The organism is Shewanella sp. SW1 (assembly GCF_025653545.1).
GTDB classification, from domain to species: domain Bacteria; phylum Pseudomonadota; class Gammaproteobacteria; order Enterobacterales; family Shewanellaceae; genus Shewanella; species Shewanella oncorhynchi.
In genome coordinates this window covers 150,962-172,236 of the sequence record NZ_JAKKSG010000011.1, presented here as the reverse complement: position 1 = coordinate 172,236, position 21,275 = coordinate 150,962, and the positions used below count along the sequence as shown (strand labels likewise).

At 48.0% G+C, this 21,275-nt stretch carries 18 protein-coding genes; 1 reads left to right on the top strand and 17 read right to left on the bottom strand.

All coding sequences use genetic code 11. The annotated features are described in order from the left end of the window. Positions 1-31: 31 nt before the first annotated feature. The 14 genes from ftsZ to mraZ form a co-directional block, all read right to left on the bottom strand. Positions 32-1,219, bottom strand: coding sequence for a cell division protein FtsZ (ftsZ, locus tag L5M71_RS11915; RefSeq protein ID WP_106648312.1), 1,188 nt, complete (start codon positions 1,217-1,219; stop codon positions 32-34). 33 nt (positions 1,220-1,252) lie between these two features. Next, positions 1,253-2,488: a cell division protein FtsA gene (gene ftsA / locus L5M71_RS11910; RefSeq protein ID WP_006079897.1), complete on the bottom strand. Its 1,236-nt coding sequence runs from the start codon at positions 2,486-2,488 to the stop codon at positions 1,253-1,255. Further along, a complete protein-coding gene (locus L5M71_RS11905) occupies positions 2,469-3,218 on the bottom strand; it encodes a cell division protein FtsQ/DivIB (protein WP_168826587.1) in 750 nt (249 codons plus the stop codon). Before L5M71_RS11905 ends, ftsA begins: the two co-directional genes overlap by 20 nt. Positions 3,219-3,369: 151 nt before the next feature. Continuing rightward, positions 3,370-4,836, bottom strand: a complete 1,467-nt coding sequence (murC, locus tag L5M71_RS11900; RefSeq protein WP_173247341.1) for a UDP-N-acetylmuramate--L-alanine ligase — start codon at positions 4,834-4,836, stop codon at positions 3,370-3,372. Between the two features lie 2 nt (positions 4,837-4,838). Next, positions 4,839-5,927 carry an undecaprenyldiphospho-muramoylpentapeptide beta-N-acetylglucosaminyltransferase gene (gene murG, locus L5M71_RS11895; protein ID WP_263207462.1) on the bottom strand — a complete coding sequence of 363 codons (1,089 nt, stop codon included), beginning with the start codon at positions 5,925-5,927 and terminating at the stop codon, positions 4,839-4,841. Continuing rightward, positions 5,927-7,138, bottom strand: a complete 1,212-nt coding sequence (gene ftsW, locus L5M71_RS11890) for a cell division protein FtsW (protein ID WP_113941076.1) — start codon at positions 7,136-7,138, stop codon at positions 5,927-5,929. The genes murG and ftsW overlap by 1 nt, the downstream gene beginning before the upstream one ends. Then, on the bottom strand, positions 7,128-8,447 hold the full coding sequence (gene murD, locus L5M71_RS11885; RefSeq protein ID WP_131525724.1) for a UDP-N-acetylmuramoyl-L-alanine--D-glutamate ligase: 1,320 nt from the start codon (positions 8,445-8,447) through the stop codon (positions 7,128-7,130). Before murD ends, ftsW begins: the two co-directional genes overlap by 11 nt. 6 nt (positions 8,448-8,453) lie before the next feature. Further along, the gene (gene mraY, locus L5M71_RS11880) at positions 8,454-9,536 is read right to left on the bottom strand and encodes a phospho-N-acetylmuramoyl-pentapeptide-transferase (protein ID WP_006079891.1); all 1,083 of its coding nucleotides are present in this window, start codon (positions 9,534-9,536) and stop codon (positions 8,454-8,456) included. Then, positions 9,537-10,919, bottom strand: a complete 1,383-nt coding sequence (locus L5M71_RS11875) for a UDP-N-acetylmuramoyl-tripeptide--D-alanyl-D-alanine ligase (protein ID WP_263207458.1) — start codon at positions 10,917-10,919, stop codon at positions 9,537-9,539. Further along, positions 10,916-12,418 (bottom strand): UDP-N-acetylmuramoyl-L-alanyl-D-glutamate--2,6-diaminopimelate ligase, encoded by a 1,503-nt coding sequence (gene murE / locus L5M71_RS11870; RefSeq protein WP_263207457.1) that lies wholly within the window; start codon positions 12,416-12,418, stop codon positions 10,916-10,918. The genes L5M71_RS11875 and murE overlap by 4 nt, the downstream gene beginning before the upstream one ends. Then, a complete protein-coding gene (locus L5M71_RS11865) occupies positions 12,415-14,169 on the bottom strand; it encodes a penicillin-binding transpeptidase domain-containing protein (protein WP_105251191.1) in 1,755 nt (584 codons plus the stop codon). The genes murE and L5M71_RS11865 overlap by 4 nt, the downstream gene beginning before the upstream one ends. Before the next feature lie 13 nt (positions 14,170-14,182). After that, positions 14,183-14,497, bottom strand: coding sequence for a cell division protein FtsL (ftsL, locus tag L5M71_RS11860; RefSeq protein WP_105251190.1), 315 nt, complete (start codon positions 14,495-14,497; stop codon positions 14,183-14,185). A 10-nt stretch (positions 14,498-14,507) separates the two neighbouring features. Then, entirely contained in the window at positions 14,508-15,449 is a 942-nt protein-coding gene (rsmH, locus tag L5M71_RS11855; protein WP_131525721.1) for a 16S rRNA (cytosine(1402)-N(4))-methyltransferase RsmH, read from the bottom strand. 31 nt (positions 15,450-15,480) lie between these two features. After that, the gene (mraZ, locus tag L5M71_RS11850; protein ID WP_105251188.1) at positions 15,481-15,939 is read right to left on the bottom strand and encodes a division/cell wall cluster transcriptional repressor MraZ; all 459 of its coding nucleotides are present in this window, start codon (positions 15,937-15,939) and stop codon (positions 15,481-15,483) included. 663 nt (positions 15,940-16,602) lie between these two features. Here mraZ and L5M71_RS11845 point away from each other — a divergent pair. Beyond that, positions 16,603-16,938 carry a hypothetical protein gene (locus tag L5M71_RS11845; protein WP_263168653.1) on the top strand — a complete coding sequence of 112 codons (336 nt, stop codon included), beginning with the start codon at positions 16,603-16,605 and terminating at the stop codon, positions 16,936-16,938. 171 nt (positions 16,939-17,109) lie between these two features. On the opposite strand, the gene glpK is transcribed toward L5M71_RS11845, so the two are convergent. The 3 genes from glpK to leuD form a co-directional block, all read right to left on the bottom strand. Next, positions 17,110-18,594: a glycerol kinase GlpK gene (gene glpK, locus L5M71_RS11840; protein WP_173497386.1), complete on the bottom strand. Its 1,485-nt coding sequence runs from the start codon at positions 18,592-18,594 to the stop codon at positions 17,110-17,112. 193 nt (positions 18,595-18,787) lie between these two features. Beyond that, positions 18,788-20,137, bottom strand: a complete 1,350-nt coding sequence (locus L5M71_RS11835) for an outer membrane protein transport protein (RefSeq protein ID WP_263207456.1) — start codon at positions 20,135-20,137, stop codon at positions 18,788-18,790. A 526-nt stretch (positions 20,138-20,663) separates the two neighbouring features. After that, positions 20,664-21,269, bottom strand: a complete 606-nt coding sequence (gene leuD / locus L5M71_RS11830) for a 3-isopropylmalate dehydratase small subunit (protein WP_263207455.1) — start codon at positions 21,267-21,269, stop codon at positions 20,664-20,666. Between the last annotated feature and the right edge of the window lie 6 nt (positions 21,270-21,275).

Here is a 21,275-nt window from a genome sequence, read left to right as displayed (position 1 = left end):
TCACATATTACGCTGGACTCAAACGCTCTCGCTAGTCGGCTTGCTTACGCAAAAATGCTGGAATATCAAGATAATCCAATTCATGCTTTGTCGATGGTGCAGGCGTAGGAGCTGGCTGCGGAGCCGCTGGCAACACGTTGCCTTTTGGCGCTGCATAGTTCACATGTGCAGCTTCTTCGACATAGGCTTCGACTTTTGGTTCAACAACTACAGGCTCTGGACGAGGTGCAGGTTTAGAAACCAATTGGATATCAGGACGCTTTTCAGCACCGATACCAGTCGCAACAACCGTTACACGCAGCTCATCACTCATTTCTGGGTCGATGACAGCACCAACAACCACAGTCGCGTTGTCAGAGGCATAAGCCTTAACATGATTACCGACAGTTTCGAATTCTTCGATACTCATATCCATACCCGCAGTAATGTTAACTAACACACCACGCGCACCGGCTAAGTCGATGTCTTCTAATAATGGGCTGGCAACAGCAGCTTCGGCCGCTTCTTCAGCACGGTCTTCACCGCGAGCGACACCTGTACCCATCATGGCATTACCCATTTCAGACATCACAGTCTTCACGTCGGCGAAGTCGACGTTAATCAGACCAGGACGAGTGATAAGCTCGGCAATACCTTGTACCGCCCCAAGTAACACATTATTCGCTGCGGCAAACGCATCGAGTAAAGAAGTACCACGGCCCAATACTTTTAATAATTTTTCGTTCGGGATCGTGATTAACGAATCCACGTGCTTAGCCAGCTCGGCAATGCCTTGCTCAGCGTAAGCCATACGTTTTTTCCCTTCGAATGGGAAAGGCTTAGTCACAACCGCAACGGTGAGAATACCTTCTTCACGTGCGATTTGAGCCACAACAGGTGCAGCACCTGTACCTGTACCACCGCCCATACCGGCAGCGATAAAGATCATGTCAGAACCTTTGATTGCCGCGCGAATGTTTTCGCGGTCTTCTTCAGCTGCAGCACGACCCACATCTGGGTTTGCCCCTGCTCCAAGACCTTTAGTGACATCGCGTCCTAATTGAATTGTTGAGCCAGCGCCTGATTTTCTCAGGGCCTGAGCGTCTGTATTGGTAACGATAAACTCAACACCTTCAATGTTGTGTTTGACCATATGTTCGACAGCGTTACCGCCGCCGCCGCCAACGCCGATGACTTTAATCACCGCGTCGTCTGAGTGAGTATCCATGATCTCAAACATTGTCTGATCTCCGTGTTGCCTGCGTTATGAAAATTAAAATTCGCCCTTAAACCAGCTTTGGACCCGATTCCAAGCGCTAGTTACCCCTTGGCGCTCAGGACGTTCGAACTGACGTTCGATTACCCGTCGTGCGCCGTAATGAAGCAGTCCGACTCCAGTGGAGTAAATAGACTGGTCCACGTATTCATATAAACCTTTGATCGGTAGCGGTGACGCTACGCGAACTGGCATGCCAAAAGTCGCTTCCGCGATATCGACCACACCTTGAATCGACGCTGTGCCACCTGTGAGCACAATACCTGCGGCGATTTGATCTTCTAACCCACTGTCTTTCAACTCTTTAAGCACAAGCTCAAACAGCTCTTGGTATCTTGGTTCTACTACTTCGGCGAGCGTGTGACGTGACATGCTCCGCGATGGACGACCACCTACCGATGGCACTTCAATACTGTCTTCGCGGCTCACCATAGAACTGCGAGCACAGGCGAACTGTACTTTAATTTGTTCAGCATGTGACGATGGCGTGCGGAAAATCTTCGCAATGTCGTTCGTCACTTGGTTACCTGCAACCGGTACAACCGCACAATGACGCAAGGCGCCATTGGTATATACCGCGATATCCGTAGTGCCACCGCCGATATCGACGATACATACACCTAAATCTTTCTCATCGAAGGTCAACACAGCATCGGCTGAAGCAATCCCAGAGAACACTAAGTCGTCAACCTTAAGGCCACAACGCTCAACGCTCTTAGTAATATTCTTCGCCATATCATTGGCGCAGGTCACTATGTGTACCTTGGCCTCCATACGCATACCGGACATACCGATTGGGCTGCGAATACCGTCTTGAACGTCGATTGCATATTCCTGCGGCAGCACGTGTAAAATGCGACGTTCGGTCGGGATCTTCACCGAGCGAGCCGTATGGATCACGTTATCAACATCTTCCTGTGTCACTTCTTCATCGTTGATCGATACCATGCCGTTTTCATTTTGGCAGGCGATGTGTTTACCCGAAATACTCAAGTAAACCGATGACACTTGGCAATCCGCCATTAATTCCGCTTGATCGAGCGCACGTTGTACACTGCGAACTATCGAATCTAAATCGTTCACGCCACCTTTATCCATGCCCCTTGAGGGATGGTTACCAAGGCCGACTATGCTAATTTCGCCATCGGGCAGAACTTCGCCTATGATCACTGCGACCTTAGAGGTTCCTATGTCCAATCCGACGATAAGGTTTCTATCTTGGTTTTTGATCATTAATTATCGGCTCTCTTGTTTGTGCATCGCCCCAGCCTACGGCCAACCCTGTGTCGTAGCGCAAATCTACTCTGGCAACGGATTTCTCTTGTTTCGCCAAAACCGGATAAACAGTAATAAATCGTTGTATCCGTGCAATTTTATCTTCTCGACCCAAATCTAAAACGATACCGTTTCCAAGGGTCGCGTGCCACGCATGTCGTGGCGTTAAATTCAAACTGGCTAAGGTAAAGCCATTAATCTTTAGTAGGGAGTTGATCTGTGCATAGACAGTCAACACCTCAAGGCCCATATCATTTGGTCCAGATAACTGCGGTAAATGCTCAAGCTCTGGGTGCGATGGCGCTTCGAATACTTCTCCATGCACGTTCAACCACAAGTCACCATTCCAATGGGCTGCGGGTTGTTGCTCTTGCAAATACACCCTGAGTTTCGCTGGCCACTCACGCCTTACCGATGCGCGATATACCCAAGGTAAAGCTTCTAACGCCTGCTGCACTAAGGTAATGTCAGCACTAAAAAAACTGCGCTGCATTAAATGCTGTAGTGCTACTTGTATATCTTTATCTGTGGTGTAAACCCGCTCACCTTTGATGGCAACGGCCTCAATCGGCAAGTTGCTGGCATCATTCAAAAATTTATGTAACTGATAGCCACCAAATACAAAACTGGCTACGATGAAGAATAAAAATCCAGCCCCGCTCCACTGATACCAATTAAACCGTGACATTCTTGCCCGCCAGTGCCGCCTCTTATCACTCCAAGACACGCTTCATCCCACCTTTAACGACACCCATTAAAAACCACAGAAAACCGGCCATTATATAGACCAAAATCCTTTGGTCAAAATTTCCTTTTTCTCGCAGATCAAGCGCTAAAGATCAGCTTGCTTGCGCAGGTAATTCCACCACAGCAAACCCTAATCCAGACGACGCTAACTGTCGTGACAGGGCGCCAATATTACCCGCACCTTGGGTGAGTAATAAATCCCCGTCCTGCAATACATCGGGCAACACTTCTGCAAGCAGATCTGGGCTTGCGATAAAGATCGGATCTAGCTGACCACGCAAGCGAATTGAACGACATAATGCGCGACCATCCGCACCTGTGATCGGCGCTTCACCCGCACTATAAATATCGAGTAACAATAAGCAATCCACTTGTGATAACACTTCCACAAAATCCTCATACAAATCACGGGTACGAGTGTATCTGTGCGGCTGATACGCCATGACCAAACGTCTATCTGGCCATCCTGCGCGCGCAGCTTTAATGGTCGCCGCAACTTCGCTGGGATGATGACCATAATCATCCACTAACATGACTTCGCCCTTCGGCGTGGCGAATTTGCCTAAATGCTGGAAACGACGCCCTATACCTTGGAACTCCACTAGAGCCTGAGTAATAGCGTTATCGTCGATTTCATCTTCAGTCGCCACCGCAATGGCCGCTAACGCATTGAGCACATTATGTTGGCCCGGTAAATTCAACACCAGATCGAGATCTTCTTTAGCTTTACGTCTAACAGTAAAACGGCACTGATGACCTTGCTGACTAAAATTAAGTGCTTGCACGTCCGCATCGTCACTGAAACCATAGGTCACGTGTTTACGGCCAATACGCGGCAGAATCTCACGCACGACGGCATCATCAATGCACACCACAGCGACACCGTAGAACGGCAAGTTGTGTAGAAAATCCACAAAAGTCGATTTCAGTTTTTCAAAATCACCGCCATAAGTATCCATATGATCAGCTTCGATGTTGGTCACCACACTGACCATAGGCTGCAAATGCAAAAAGCTCGCATCACTCTCATCGGCTTCGGCAATCAAATAACGGCTGGTGCCTAATCTGGCATTGGTACCGGCACTGTTGAGCAAGCCACCAATCACAAAGGTTGGGTCCCGCCCAGCTTGACCATAAACGCTGGCGATAAGGCTCGTTGTCGTGGTTTTACCATGGGTGCCCGCAATCGCCACACCATGTCGATAACGCATCAACTCGGCTAACATCTCAGCACGACGCACAATAGGAATACGTAATTCTTTAGCGGCAAGGATTTCTGGATTTTCCAGATTAATCGCGGTTGATACGACGACCACATCCACTTGCTGCACGTTTTCAGCGGCATGACCAATTTGGATCTTGGCACCGAGTAAACATAATCTGTCGGTCACGGCATTTTGCGCAATATCCGAACCACTCACCTGATAGCCTTCGTTCACTAACACTTCGGCGATCCCGCCCATGCCCGCGCCGCCAATGCCGACGAAGTGAATACGCTTAATACGGCGCATTTCTGGGATCATACTTCTCAGTTGTGCGTATCTTTCTGTCTTAGTCATGCTTATCCTTTCTCAGCAAGGCTGATGCACACTGCGGCAACTTGTTCAGTCGCATCCAGTACCGCAACGTCTCTCGCTCTTTGGCCCATACGGGCTAATTCTGTTCTGTCATTGGCGAGCAACTGTAATTTGTTCGCCAGTTTATTCACGTCCAAGATGGCCTGTGGCAATAGGAAAGCTGCGCCAGCCTCAACCAATACTTGAGCGTTACGGGTTTGATGATCATCCACTGCATGGGGATAAGGTACCAGAATACTCGGTAGCCCCACCGCCGCTAACTCAGACACAGTCAAGGCGCCAGCTCGGCACAATACCACATCAGCCCAGCGATAGGCGGCTTCCATATCGTCGATAAACTCAGCGATATTCACGCCACCATCTTGTCCTTGTTGCTGATATGCCGCCTTCACGCCCGTAAGATTATCTTTTCCCACTTGATGCCAAACCGTCACTGACTGCTGCTGACTCAGTATCGCGACAGCTTCAGGCATCAGATCGTTAAAGACTTTGGCGCCAAGGCTACCGCCGACAACTAATACTTTTAAGGCTTCATCAGCCTCTGGCTTTGGTTCTGCACCTAAGGCAATCAGTTCTTGGCGAATCGGATTACCAACAACCTTGGCCTTCACTGTGGTAAAGGTATTTTTAAAGGCACATAACACTTGCGTCGCAATCCGCGACAACAACTTGTTCGTCATCCCTGGGATGGCATTTTGCTCATGTAGTACCAATGGAATACCGGCTAATCTTGCCGCCACACCACCTGGGCCACTGGCGAATCCGCCCATGCCAAGGACCACATCGGGTTTAAACTCAGCAATCACGGCCTTAGCCTGCAATATTGAGCGCACCACTTTAAAGGGCGCCGCGAGTTTTCGGATCAAACCATTACCGCGCACACCTTTGATATCAATAAAATCAATATCAAATCCATACTGAGGCACTAAACGCGCCTCCATACGATCTGCCGTGCCTAACCAACGCACTTGCCAACCCTGTTGAGCTAAATACTTAGCCACCGCCAGTGCCGGGAACACATGTCCTCCCGTACCACCCGCCATGACTAAAATACGTTTTCCTGTTGGAGTCATCACTTCAATCTCCCTTGCACGGCCTGAACTAATGTCATGCGCCGCTCGTAATCAATACGCAGCAACATCATCGCTGCCGCAGTCATGACCCATAAACTACTACCACCGTAACTGATAAAAGGTAATGTCAGCCCTTTGGTTGGCAACATGCCTATACTCGCGCCGACATTCACCACAGTCTGGAAACAAATCCAAATACCGATGGCATAGCCTAAATAACCTTCAAATGGCTTATCCATGGCTAAACACAAATTACCTAAACGAATCGATCTCAGCGCCACAAATAGCAGCACAGATAACACGGCGATAATGCCGATAAAGCCCAATTCTTCCCCGATCACGGCAAAGATAAAGTCAGTGTGCGCTTCGGGTAAATATTCTAATTTTTGAATACTATTTCCGAGCCCTTGGCCGAACCAATCACCTCGACCATAGGCCATCAAAGATTGAGTCAACTGGTAACCGCTACCGAAGGGATCTTGCCAAGGATCCATAAAGGAGGTCACTCGGCGGATACGATACGGTTCCAATAGCACTAGGGCCACAAACGCCAATACGCCCGCAAAAATCAAGGCAAAGAAATCGAGTAAACGCGCACCGGCTAAAAACAATAGACCAACCGTTCCCACAAATAGCACCACCACAGTACCTAAGTCGGGCTGCATCAAAATCAGCACAGCGTAAATCGCAAATACTGCAATCGGCTTATAGAAGCCTTTAGCATTCTCGCGCACTTCCTGATGACGCCTCACTAAGTAACCCGCCATATAGATGGCGAAGGCAAATTTAGCGACTTCCGCCACCTGGATACGAATAGGGCCTATGGATAACCAACGCGTTGCACCGTTTACCGTAGTGCCAACCACCAATACAGCCAACAACATCAAACCCACAATCAACAACAACATGGGGCTCCAGCGCTGCCAAGTCTGCATCTCTACTCTTAGCACAAATGCCGCTATGAATAAGCAACCCACTAAATAACCCACATGGCGAGTCATAAAATAAAATGGGTTCCCCGTGAGCGTTTGCGCTTCAGGCATAGAGGCTGACATCACCATTACAAAGCCGAAGCTAATCAAAGACAACACAGCCGCGAGCAAAGCACGGTCGTACAATTGCACGCCCGGGACTTCGGTATCACGTTGCCAATTGGGTATTGCTAAACGCAAACGCCCAAATAGGCTAAGTTGTCTTGCATCACTCGCCATTAAGTTGTCCCACGAGGTTTCTAAAATCATCACCTCGAGCCATAAAGTTACTGTACATATCTAAACTGGCGCAGGCTGGCGATAATAAAACGATATCACCAGAGGTTGCTAATTCAGCGGCTTTCGCTACCGCAGCAGCCATAGTGTCGACTCTTATCGAGCCGTCTTTCAATGCAGCAATCTTTTTACCATCGCGGCCTAAGGTGATGAGGTGTGTGACTTTAGCTAAAGCCACAGCTAAAGGCTTAAAATCAGCCCCTTTACCGTCACCGCCAGCAATCAAAATAATATCGCCTAAGTGGTCACTCAAGCCATCGAGCGCGGCGACTGTGGCACCGACATTTGTCGCTTTAGAGTCATTGACATAGGTCACGCCATTCTTAACACCAACCACTTCACAGCGATGGGATAAGCCAGTAAAAGTACGCGCCACTTTTGCCATAACGTGCTTATCGACACCGACGACATCCACAAGCGCCATCGCCGCAAGTAGGTTGGCATGGTTATGGCTGCCAATCAGCGAGACTTCAGTGATCGGCATTATTTCGCTGCTGCCGTGATAAATCTTGCTGTCGCTGATACCCCATTCGTCCGCTTCTGGCGCCGCTAAACCAAAACTGTTTTGGTTCATTGGTTCTGGCGGTACGGTCAGTTTATCGTCACGATTAAAGAGTACGGCACGGGTTTGTTTATATAAGCGTAATTTAGCCTCGCGGTAGGCATCGATGTCACTGTATCTGTCCATGTGGTCTTCGCTGATATTCAAACAGGTCGCCACCACACACTTAAGACTGTGGGTGGTTTCCAATTGAAAGCTAGATAACTCAAGCACAAATAAGTCCGCATTTTCATGCAGTAAATCCAGCGCAGGCACACCGATATTACCTCCGACGGCAACAGCAATACCCGCCTCCCTTGCCATCTCGCCCACCAGCGTAGTGACGGTCGATTTTCCGTTAGAGCCAGTAATACCAATCACACAAGGTTTACGGTCAGCAATCTCACGGGCAAATAGCTCCACATCGCCAATCACCTCAATGCCCATATCCACAGCGGCACGCACCTCTGGGGTATAAGTCGCAATGCCGGGACTAATAATGATCTGCGTCGCTTGCACAAGATAACGGCAATCGAATCCGCCAGAAATCAGCTTCACATCAGGAAAAGACGTTGCTAACGTTTCAGCGCCCGGAGGCTGCCGACGACTGTCCATCACCAATGGCGTAATGCCCTTTCCACACAAATAGCGCACCACGGACAAGCCCGTGGCCCCCAAACCTAACACTATGTGTGAATACTGATTTTGCATAACCAATTACCTTAACTTCAACGTGGCTAAGCCAAGTAAGACGAGGAATATCGAGATAATCCAAAAACGCACTATCACTCGAGGTTCAGGCCAACCTTTTAACTCATAGTGATGGTGGATCGGCGCCATGCGGAAAATACGCTGGCCGCGTAACTTGTACGAACCCACCTGCAGAATGACTGACAGGGTTTCCATCACGAACACGCCGCCCATAATCACTAACAAAATCTCTTGGCGAACGAGCACTGCAATTGTGCCCAGTGCAGCACCTAATGACAGAGAACCCACATCGCCCATGAAGACTTGCGCAGGGTAAGTGTTGAACCACAAAAAGCCCAGACCCGCACCGACAATGGCGGTACAGACAATCACAAGCTCACCAGAACCGGGTAAATGCGGAATATGTAAGTAGTTCGCAAACTGAGCGTGACCCGACAAATAAGCGATCAACGCAAACGCCGCCGCGACCATTACCGTCGGCATAATCGCCAAACCGTCGAGGCCGTCGGTTAAGTTCACCGCATTGCTCGAACCCACAATAGTGAAATACGCCAATACGATAAATACGGCGCCGAGTTGCGGCATCACGTCTTTAAAGAAAGGCACCACTAATTGGGTTTCGCCTGGATTGGCCGCAGTGGCATACAGAAAAAAAGCAATAAGCAGCGCAGCCAAAGATTGCAGAATGTACTTCCAGCGCGCGATCAAACCTTTAGTGTCTTTACGCACCACTTTGCGGTAATCGTCGATAAAGCCGATCAAACCGAAACTGCCGAGCACAAACAGCATGACCCACACATAGCGGCTACCGAGATCGCCCCACAACAATACGCTGATGAAAATAGCAGCCAATATCAGCAAGCCACCCATAGTCGGCGTGCCACGCTTACTAAAATGTGATTCTGGACCATCGTTACGCACAACCTGACCAATTTGCAGTAATTGCAAACGTTCAATCAGTTTAGGGCCAAACCATAAGCTAAAAACCAATGCAGTCAATAAGCCTAAAATGGCTCGAAATGTCACATAGGAAAACACGTTAAACCCGGTATGAAAACGGGTTAAATACTCGGCCAGATATACCAGCATTTACACTAACTCCCCACGCCCGAAGGCTACTGTTAGGCCATCCACGACCCGCTCCATGGCGGCGCTACGTGAACCTTTAACGAGAACCGTTACCTGTCCCGGCAACTGGTTTATATGCTTTATAAGTTCTTCTACTAACGTCGCCACACTGTCATAGTGCTCCGCACCGAAAGCTTGGCTCGTGTGCTGACTTAGCGTTCCGGTGCAAAACAAGGCATCTATCCCCTGTTGCTTGGCCAGTTGCCCTAGTTCAGCGTGTAAAAGGGGCGCATTGTCGCCTAATTCTCCTAAATCTCCCAGTACCAGACAGCGATTTTCAGAAATTTCCTTTAACCAAGCGATCGCAGCGCCAACGGACACAGGATTTGCGTTATAGCTATCGTCGATTAGACGCACGCGTCCCAATTGACTCGGCTGCATACGTCCTTTCACTGGCGTTAATTGGCTCAAGCCTTCAGATATTTCAGTCAAACTCAATCCCAAAGCAATACAAACACTTGCAGCGGCGAGTGCATTACTCACCTGATGACGCCCCGCCAACGGCAATACCACTTGGCAAGATTCACCTAAATAATTGAGCATAAAACGATAGCAACCATCCGCATTAGTCTTATGGCCTGTCGCTATCACGTCGATATGACGTTTAGCGGCGCCATCTTGCTGGGAGAAGCTCAGTTGCTTATAAGGTCTTGCCTTAACGCTCATAAAATCAGCGAAGGCATCATCGGCGTTGATGATGGCAGTGCCATCGGCCTGCAGATGATTAAAAATTTCTGACTTCGCCTGTGCGACACCCGCTTGCGATCCAAATCCTTCTAAATGGGCGCTGCCGACGTTATTCACCAGCGCGACGTTTGGACGCACAAGTCCCGAGGTGTAATCGATTTCACCTTTATGATTAGCGCCGAGCTCGAATATCCCAAACTCATCCGCAGGCGTTAAACGCAGCAAAGTGAGCGGCACACCAATCTCATTATTAAAATTGCCAGCGGTATAGAGGATTTGATGCTTTGCCGACAGAATGGTCGCGATCATTTCCTTCACGCTGGTCTTGCCGTTTGAGCCTGTTAACGCCACGCAAATCGGATTAATTTGGTCACGGACATAAGCCCCTATCGCGCCCATGGCTTTTTGGCAATCGGGCACAATCAGCTGCGGAATATCAAAGGCTAACTCGCGCTCGACCATTAACGCCGCTGCGCCGTTCTCAATAGCGGTAGCAGCAAAATCATGGCCATCAAAACGCTCACCCTTTAAGGCTACAAACAGGGTTGCAGCGCCGATTTTGCGGCTATCACTGCTTAAATCTTGGATGGTGACGTCGTCACCGACTCGAAACGTACCTAAGTGTTGACTTAGGGTCTCGAGAGAAAGAGGGATCATCTTGATTGCTCCGATAACTGGCGTGCCAGAGCGCATTCATCATAGTCATGACGCACACCTGCCGCCTCTTGGTAAGTTTCGTGGCCTTTGCCCGCCAGCAAGATCACATCGCCAGGTTTAGCCAATGCCACAACTTCTTTAATTGCTGCGATACGGTCAACCTGAGTCAATGCCTGCTCAGGTGTTGCAAGCCCTTGGATAATATCGGTAATAATTTGCGCAGGGTCTTCACTGCGCGCATTGTCGCTGGTCACCATAATACGGTCGGCAAACTGTTCAGCAGCTTGGCCCATCAAAGGACGCTTGCCCTTATCACGGTCGCCGCCACAACCAAACACGCACCATAAATCACCGGCACAATGGCGACGTAGCGCGTTTAACGCTTGTTCGATCGCATCGGGAGTATGGGCATAATCGACCACTAAGGTGATGTTATCCGCAGTAGTGAAACGCTCCATACGACCTGCAACGGGCGTTAAATATTGCACTTGCTCCGCTAACGCTTTCATATCAAAACCTTGCAGATACAAGGCCGATAACGCCGCGAGTAAATTAGAGAGATTAAAGGCACCAAGAAGTGGCGAGTGGATTTGAGTCTCGCCCTCGGGCCACACTAAGGTTGCACTGACACCTTGATCGTCAAACTTGGCATTTTTGGTATAAAAAGCCGCACCTTGATGACCTTCAATGCTAAAACCCCAAATCTGCGCAGGCACAGGCTTAAGCTCAGTCAACCAAGACACGCCAACTGCATCGTCGAGATTCAATAAACCGTGACCTAAAGTGCTGAAACGAAATAGGCTTTGTTTAGCGGCGGCATAGCTTTCCATATCGCCGTGGTAATCGAGGTGATCGCGAGTCAGATTAGTGAACACGGCAACATCAAATGGTACTGCGTCGACGCGGCCTTGCACTAAGCCGTGACTCGACACTTCCATGGCGCAGACACTCGCGCCTTGGGCTTCAAACTCATGCAACTGACGCATTAAGGTAATCGCATCAGCTGTGGTGTTACCACTATCAACAAGCTCGCCCCAGAGACCATTGCCAAGGGTGCCCATAACGGCGGCTTTGCGCCCCAATGAAGTCACCAGTTGTGCAATGAGTTGACTCGTAGAGGTTTTACCGTTAGTTCCGGTAATGCCGATAACCCCAAGGGATGGCATAACGGCAGACTTGTGCGCTAAGGGATAACGCTGGGCGGCAATTGCCGATACCTGACGACTTAACTGAAAGAAATAAATCTGCACACCGTGCTCGGCATTATCGCCCAGCAACACTTTGCCATGTTGGTCAGCATCATCCGTGTGAACTAATACGCATGCGGCACCTAAATCTAAGGCTTTTTCAATAAACTGTCTGCCATCGACTTTATGTCCTGGCAGCGCCAAAAACACATCGCCGCGACGTATTGCGCGGCTATCTAAGGTCAGATCATTGAAGGACTGCGCGCCAGCATAATGTAGCCAAGGCGCTAGCAAATCCCGTAATAACATCATTCTGCTCTCCCAGCGGCGATTCCCGCCAATTGCACTTGTTCTTTATCGGTAATGGGTTCAACGTTTAACATTTGCAGTGCGCCAGACATGACTTTGGCAAATGCAGGCCCCGCCACTGAACCACCATAATAGAGATCGCCCTTAGGCTCGTTCACTACCACCACTATCGCTAATCTAGGATTATTCGCAGGAGCAACACCCGCAAATAAAGCAACATAATCATCACCATAACCACCAGCAACTGCCTTACGACTTGTGCCAGACTTACCTGCAACTGGATAACCGTCGATGTGAGCTAAGGTGCCAGTGCCACCTTTTTCCGTTACACCGACTAGCATTTGCATCACATCGTGGGCCACATTTTCAGAAATGACTCGCTCACCGACAGGTGGCTTTTTCAGTTTCATTATCGAGACTGGGAACAAAGTACCGCCATTGCCTAAGGTGGCGTACATGCGCGCAAGTTGAAGTGTTGTTGCCGTTAAGCCGTAACCGAAGGACAAGGTGGCACGTTCAAAGTCTGACCAACGGTGGCGATCTTGAATCAAGCCAGCGCTTTCACCCGTGAGGTTAATTCCCGAAAAACTACCAAGTCCCATGGATTGATAAGTGCCGAGCAGTTGCTGCACCGGAATAGACAAAGCCAATTTACTGATGCCGACGTTACTGGATTTAGCCAAAATACGCGCCAAACTCATATCGCCATAGTTCGCGGGGTCACGTACTTGGCGACCACCTAAACGCATCCAACCCGGTGAAGTGGCAATAATATCGGTCGATTTAACTGTGCCAGCTTCAAGCGCTGCGGCTACCACAAATGGCTTAATGGTCGAACCCGGCTCAAAGGTATCTGTCATAGCACGGTTACGCATTCTGAAGGTTTGCAGATTGTCGCGCGCATTGGGGTTATACGAAGGCGTATTCACCATAGCCAAGACTTCACCCGTGTGAATGTCGAGGACGACAATCGAACCCGAAGTCGCTTGGTTCATCTCAGTCGTGCGTTTTAGTTCGCGATAGGCTAATTGTTGGATCCTATGATCGATACTCAGCACGAGATCATTTGGACTCTCACCTTCCTGCACTATATCCAGACGTTCGACGACATGACCATCGCGTGACTTACGCACTTTTTGTTTGGAAGGCGTACCTGTTAACCAACTATTGTAAGCATTTTCAACACCTTCAATCCCAACATCATCTATGTTAGTGATGCCGATTAACTGAGCTGTGATTTCACCGCCAGGATAATAACGGCGTGATTCAGACTTTAGAAATACACCGGGTAATTTAAGCTGAGTAATATAGTCCGCAACCGCAGGGGTAATTTGGCGTTTCAAGTAGGTGAAGCGTTTGGTGGGGTTACTGCGCACTCGCTCTAACAAATCTTCGAGGGGCTCATGCAACACATCTGCTAAGGCTTGCCAGCGGCGCATATCGGCAAAACCATTACTATCATTGACTTGTTTTGGATCGGCCCAGACGGCTCGTACAGGTACGCTCACGGCCAACATGTCGCCATTACGGTCGGTGATCAAGCCACGCTGCACTTCACGACTAGTGGTCCGCAATGTTCGCATGTCACTTTCGTGACGTAATTTGTCGGGCTCGATAATTTGAATGTAAGCTGCGCGTCCCACTAGGCTGCAAAACAACGCACACACAAACCCGACCACTACGTATAAACGCCAGTGGATCAATTGAGGTTTTTGCGGTTTGCTTACCCGTTTGATTTTCGCTTGCCTAGTCATATCTTCCCTATACTCACGGCACCTTTACCACAACTTCTTCGCTGGGTAACGGACGACTCATGTTGAGTTCCTTAGAGGCAATACGCGTAATACGACTGTGCTCAGTCTGCGATTGCTCTTCTAATAATAAATTGCGCCACTCAATATCTAATCTATCTCGCTCCTGCAGTAACTGGTCCCACTGGGTTGTCAGTTGACGGCTAACATGGCTGCCATAAACCACGGCAACCGCATTACTCAGCACAAGCAAGGCTAATAACAAGATCCATTTGTGCAGCCATAAATCATGTAAAACGATCCGTGGCAGATTAATCGAGGGCTTACTCACAGTGCGCCCCTTAGTAATCTAAACGCTCGGCAATGCGTAACACTGAGCTGCGAGCTCTGGCATTGCGTTCGATTTCTTCGTCGGATGGCATAATCGCCTTGCCCACGGCACGTAACTTACGCGACTTGTTAATTTGATCTTCAGTCACCGGAAAACCGTGCGGTACACTTTCGCCTTGGCTATGACGACGAATAAAACGCTTCACGATACGATCTTCTAAAGAATGGAAACTGATGACCGACAAGCGTCCTTGGGGAGCAAGCACATTGACGGCTCCTTCAAGTGCCTGATCAATTTGATCTAATTCACTATTGATATAAATGCGGATCGCTTGAAACACCCGAGTCGCAGGGTGCTTATTGCGTTCTTTATTTTTAGTGATACGCGCAATTAAATCGGCTAAATCTTTGGTACGTAAAAACGGCGTTTTCTCACGGTCGGCAGCAATACAACGGGCAATATGGCGAGCATTTTTCTCTTCACCGTAGGTTTTAAATACCCAAGCCATATCTTCAATTTCAGCACGAGCCAACCATTGCGCAGCCGTTTGGCCTTGACTGTTATCCATACGCATATCGAGTGGACCATCGCGCAAAAAACTAAAACCGCGCTCAGCATCGTCGAGCTGGGGTGAAGACACACCTAAATCGAGTAATACGCCATCAATTTTGCCCACAAGCCCAAGCTCTTCGACATAATCGGCTAATTGACCAAAGCCACCATGCACGATTTGAAAGCGTGGATCATCGCTAAATTGTTTGGCCGCTTCAATCGCTTGAGGATCACGATCGATGGCGATCAATCGACCATGTTCACCGAGTTGTTGTAATACTTGTCTTGAATGACCACCGCGGCCAAACGTGCCATCGATATAGATGCCATCGTCTTTGATGTTTAAACCGCCAACCGTTTCTGCTAGCAGTACGGATAAATGGGCAAATTCTTGACTCATTACTCTCTTCTTATTTAGTTATCACGACTCGTTAAAGTGAAAAATCCGCGAGGCGCTCGTTATTAACGAGATCCTCACTTCGAATCGTTTCCTGACATTCATCAATTTGCTGCAGCCAAGATTGCTCATCCCACAGCTCAAATTTATTCAATTGCCCCACCAGCATGATGCGCTTATCTAAATTGGCATATTGCCTTAACGGTGGCGGCAGTAATATGCGCCCATTACTGTCGAGCTCCACTTCGTGGGCGTAGCCGAGTAACAGGCGTTTTAAAGATCTCTGGGTTTTATCGGTATCTGAAAGCTTCAACAACTTAGCTTCGATCAATTCCCATTCGTGAATGGGATACAAGAGTAAACAGGCGGATTGGATATCGACGGTAATCACGATGCGGCCTTGGTGCTCAAGCTGCAAAGGTTCGCGGTATCGCACTGGAATAGCGATCCGTCCCTTTGTATCTAAGTTGATAGCACTGGCTCCACGAAACACGCTAATTTATCCTATCCTTTGATTTTTGATCCACAAATATCCACTATTTCCCACAACTGCTAAGTTTAGGGACAGTCGACAAGCATTGTCAAGGGATGGGATCCTTTTATAAATCCAGTCGGCAAGCGGGTTAGCCGCATGTTGAGCACTTAACCTCGCGACAAACTTTTGACAAGAAAAACCATTAGAGATTGACTAAACAGAGGAAACAACAGGAATAAATAGCGCCGATATATTCAGCAACCTTTTGCTTTCAGGTGCTTGCGATGAAAAAAATGGGGAATTATTTCTGTATTTGTGGGATTTTACGGGTCGAGAAATAACGTCAAACTCAAAAACGCAACAAAACAAACTTACGTCCATCCTTATTCGACAGTCAAAAAAGAGTTTAAATCAGCATAAAAATCTAAATTTTTATTCCAAATAAAGACGTTCATCTTTTTACTAATGGCTGAATATTAATGTCGCGATTGCGAGAAAGATCAAAAATCCCACGTAAAATCCACCAAAAGAACCACTTTCTCCCTATACATTCACCTTATACCCGCACTAGCTACCTAATGGATCGCCTTATTCGCCTTAACAAGTTAAACGGCGTATAGTCTAAATATTGACCGACTTCAGCCGATATCATATTAAGAGGTGTAATAACAAGGAGGCGTTATGAGTGGATTGGATAGCATTTATGCCATGCTGGCACAGCCAGTAAAAGCCGTGTTTCACCCTAAACGGGTTGTTGACCAAGTCAGCAGTGCAAGCGCAAATACCCCCGATAGCCATGAAACACCGCAGTCGCAGTTACCTCCAGCGTTAGAAAGCCGCAATACTAAAGTCAGGGAAAGACGCAAAGAATCAGATAACAATAAAAATAAGAAACGCCGTGCATCGGATGAAAGCGAAACGCTAAAACTAAAAGAAGGTGTCGTACTTGAAGTGACCGATGATTCCGCAGAAATCAAGAAGCCACCGAGCCAACATATCATTGATCTAGAAGTATAAATCCGTACTGATATAAAACGGAAAAGGCGCAATACCATTGGATTAGCGCCTTTTTATTAGCCTCTTTTTAGCAGCACTATCGAGCATGTCTGAAATCAGGCCAGATTTCGAATCATGCGATACCTCAAATTAAGTTTTATCTCAAACCAATGCCGCCTCAAGGCGTATTGTTTAAGTTCGAGTTCTGGCCACCGCGTCCTGCCAACCTGCGTATAACTGTACTCGAGTCTGGGCATCGATATTAGGGATAAAATGCTTATCGATACAGGCTTTGTGCTCAAGCTCTATCACACTCTCCCAAAAGCCCACTGCCAACCCAGCTAAAAATGCCGCACCCAAAGCGGTTGTCTCACAAACGCTTGGCCTTAACACTTCGACATCGGTAATGTCGGCTTGAAATTGCATCAAAAAATCATTAGCGACCGCGCCGCCATCCACCTTTAAACGCTTAAGGCTGACGCCACTGTCTTTGGTCATGGCATCAAGTAAATCTTTACTCTGATAAGCGATGGATTCTAACGCCGCCCGAATAATATGATTACGATTCGCCCCGCGTGTCAGACCAAATAGCGCACCACGGGCATTGGGATCCCAATAAGGTGCACCCAATCCCACAAAAGCGGGCACCAGATACACGCCATTAGTATCGGCGACCTTAGAGGCAAAGTACTCAGTATCACTGGCGTCACGAATAAGCCCCAGTTCATCCCGCAGCCATTGAATGGTCGCGCCGCCCATAAAGACTGAACCTTCGAGGGCATAGTTCACTTCACCCTTAGGCCCCACGGCAACTGTGGTCAATAAGCCATGGTTTGAGCGCACCGCTTTTGTCCCTGTATTCATCAACAAAAAACAACCAGTACCGTAGGTATTCTTCGCCATGCCGGGCTCGACACATAACTGACCAAAAAGCGCAGCCTGTTGATCGCCCGCCATTCCTGCAACTTGGATTTCACTGCCTTCGCCAGCAATCCGTGTTGTACCATACACGCTGCAGGAAGGTTTAACTTCTGGCAACATAGACGCCGGAATATCTAAGGCTTCGAGTAACTTATTATCCCAAGTCAGGCTATGGATATTGAATAGTAGAGTGCGGGCAGCATTGGTGGGATCGGTGACATGCACCTTGCCCTCGGTTAACTTCCACACGAGCCAAGTATCGATAGTGCCGAACAACAACTCACCACGCTCGGCTTGCTCACGGGCATTGGGCACATTATCTAGAATCCATTTGATCTTAGTGCCTGAAAAATAAGGGTCGAGTAATAAACCGGTATTCTCACGCACATATTCTTCTAACCCTTGAGCTTTGAGTTGCTCACAAATCTCAGCGCTGCGACGGCACTGCCACACTATCGCGTTATAAATAGGTTTACCTGTGGCCTTCTCCCATATAACAGTGGTTTCCCGCTGATTGGTAATGCCAATGGCGGCCACTTCATCGCTGTGAATACCCGCACGCGCCAATACTTCAATTAACACTGAACTTTGGCTTGCCCAAATCTCCATAGGATCATGCTCGACCCAACCCGGATTAGGGTACAACTGGGTAAATTCCCGCTGGGACACGCTGACAATGTTTGCGTCGTGATCGAACACTATCGCCCTTGAGCTGGTCGTGCCTTGATCTAAGGCCACCACGTATTTTTTCTGCACGCTACTATCCTATCTGAACTCTCCGCCGCCTTTTTATGCTAGGGAGAATTAACATGATCCACCGACTTATGCAGTGAATATATTCGGAATTTACCGCCGTGACCAGCAAGCAAGCCGTAAAACAAGATAACGCCACCATGCTATAGCTATAAAAAAGCCCTGAAGATTCAGGGCTTTTTTTAACATACTGAACTTACATCTTGTAGCTCATTTGGATACCCGCAAGCCATACATCGCCGCTTGCTTCGCCGTTAAAGTTAACAGTCGCTAGGTTCAATAGGTTTTGCTGTTCATTGATTGGCGCATCGCCAGTCGCTTTAATATAAGTCACAGCAAAATCAACGTTCAGGTTCTTAGTTGCCTGATAACCTGCGCCCACAGAGAACCACAGACGGTCAGAGTCTGGAATTGTGGTTGTGCGCCACTCGTCATTTGCCGCCGTTTTATCTAAAGCAACACCGGCACGCACTAACCAGTCGTTATTCACTTGATAAGTCGTCCCTAGCGCGAAGCGCCAGTTATCTTCGAAGTGCTCTTCTTTAACTAAATCAGACTCTAAGCCGCCCTTAGGCTTAACTTCACCAGGGAAATAAGCCACTAGTTGATCGAATACGCTCCAATCGGTCCAGTTTACACTCGCATGCATGGCCCAGTTATCGGTCAATTGGTGATGGGAAGCTATCTCTGCAAAAGCGGGTAATTCAAGCGGTAAATAACCTTCGATAGACACATCTTGGCCGCCAGTGTACAGAACACCAGACGCATGGCCATCTAAGTCCAGTTGCACGCCGCTGTGATAAGCAAAACCTAAACGGTGAGCAGGATTAATTTGCCAGCTTGCACCTAACTGCCAGCCGTAACCCACATCATCACCCTTCATGCTTTTCAGCTCAGTGCCACCTGGAGGTAACACAGCCTGCACAGGAGCCGGCAGATCAGGTTTGATATCATCGACCCAACCTGGTAATGAGGCACCGATTTCGCCTTCACCATAAACGATCCGTACACCAGCACCTACGCTAACAGCATCATTGATGCGATAAGCGATGTTTGGATTAAATTCAACGGTTGTAACCGAAGTCTTGTTACCAAAAATAGCCGCTGCGTGGGTCGCGGGTAATTCAGTGGCTAGACCATAATTAGAGTTTACCGCTAGGCCCCAAGTCCATTGATCATTTAGCTGATTTGAATAATAAAAATTTGGCACAAGTGCGTCATCGGCCACATCCAGTGCATCGCCACCTTTCATAACAACAGGATTTGGACCAATTAACGGTGAGCTAAGGCTGACATCACCTGTCACATCGACGTTTGGCATAACGTAAATGCCACCCGCGGACAACTGACGTCCTTCTAAATAAGTGAGCATTGCAGGATTTCGACCTTGAGCCGAAGCGTTATCCGCCATAGCGGCTTCACCCGCAAAGGCGCGACCTAAACCTGTAGCAGAGTATTCCGCAAGTTGAAAACCCGCGGCATGGAGTTGAGTCGTTGAACTTAACAAGGCTGCAGTGACAGCCAAAGTCAGAAGACGTTTTTGCATTGTTATTCTCTAATCATATTATTGTTATCTGTACTACTTAGATGAGTACTGCGGCGTTCAGGCAAAATAGAGCAAACACTCCATATTGAATGCGCAGCAGTTTACTTATGCAGAAGATGTTTGCAACCAAAGGAGATAAAACAGACAGAAAATCTAAAGAAATACAAATTTAAAACAGATTTAGTGATATACATCACCATTAAAACAAAAAACCACCTTTAAACACTCAAAAATCATTCACGACAGTCGTGAGATTTAAATTAATAAATCAAAAAATACCAATATTAAACAACAAGATAAAAAATTAAAACTCTGGAACACCTGTAAATCATTTAAACTCGACAAATTCAGCATAAATCACTGCAGAGAATAAAATTTTCTAGTATCAAAACGACAATAAAAATTTATGCTTTAAAATACAATTAATTAAATTAAGAGTGTATTGAGATTTAAAACAAAAACGCCTAGGTATTAACCTAGGCGCTTAAATATAGACTCAACACCAGTACAAATGTGCGCTGAAAGTTTAGCGGCGCCAACCTTGGATTTGAGTTTCGTACTGACTGATTTGCGCAGCATGGGACAAGGTCAACCCAATAGCATCTAACCCATTGAGTAGCTTATGTCTCGCCGACTCTGCCAGCGTAAAACTAAACTCAGCACCTGACGGTGTAATCACTTTACAGCTTGTGAGATCAACCGTGATTTGCGCGCCTTCTTCTGCCGCCACTTCGTCCATCAACTGACGCACCTGCGCATGGGTTAACGCCACAGGCAATAGGCCATTATTGATTGAGTTGCCGTAAAAAATATCGGCAAAACTCGGCGCAATAATGGCGCGTAGGCCAAAGTCCGCCAGCGCCCAAGGCGCATGTTCGCGGCTTGAACCACAACCAAAGTTTTCCTGCGACAAAAGAATTGAAGCGCCTTTATAACGAGACTGGTTCAATGAAAAATCAGGATTGGGCACATCGCCCGCATCATCTAAATAACGCCAGTCATGAAATAAGTGCACCCCAAAACCATCGCGCGTCACCTTAGACAAAAACTGTTTCGGAATGATCTGATCCGTATCGATATTGGTGCTGTCGATCATAACCGCAAGCCCGGTATGGGTCGTAAAAGGTTGCATTAACTT